General features: G+C 46.4%; 1 protein-coding gene. It reads right to left on the reverse strand.

The window, feature by feature from the left end; genetic code table 11:
- Positions 1 to 552: glutaminase (locus HC175_RS16825; RefSeq protein WP_235942658.1), on the reverse strand; the 552-nt coding region annotated here is incomplete at its 3' end.
- Between the last annotated feature and the right edge of the window lie 11 nt (positions 553 to 563).

Consider the following 563-nt stretch of genomic DNA (forward strand, 5'->3'; position numbering starts at 1 on the left):
GGTAAGAAATTCCCGGTCTGAGCCCATGACCTTTCCGTCGTTAGCAAAAATGATAGAGGCATTGGAAAGATCGCGGCACGACATGGAGATGGAGCATTGATGGAAATAAAAATCCAGTACGTCCTCGACTGAGTTTTCAATATTTCCGAAGGATTTTAGATAATTCACCATAGCGTAATTGCGGTAGCCTTCAGATCTTTCAGAAGCCGCAACCACAGGATCGTAGTCAATAGTCGTATCTCCGGTGATCTCGTGTAAAAAGGCAAGCAGCGCTGCTTTAGGATTAGTGAAATTGGATACAAGCACATCTGCTACCACCATGGCACCCGCGTTAATAAAGGGATTTCGGGGTATACCGGAGTCATTTTCCAACTGGGAAAGGGAATTAAAAGGGTCGCCCGAGGGTTCGACTCCTACGCGGTTCCACAGTTGATCTCCTACCACCTTCATGCCGAGGGCGAGGGTAAACACCTTAGATATGGACTGTATAGAAAATCTCTCGTTGCTATCCCCAAAGCAATAGTTGTTGCCGTCCAGGTCATACAGGTGCATTCCAAATTTAT

The organism is Salinimicrobium oceani, from assembly GCF_012037645.1.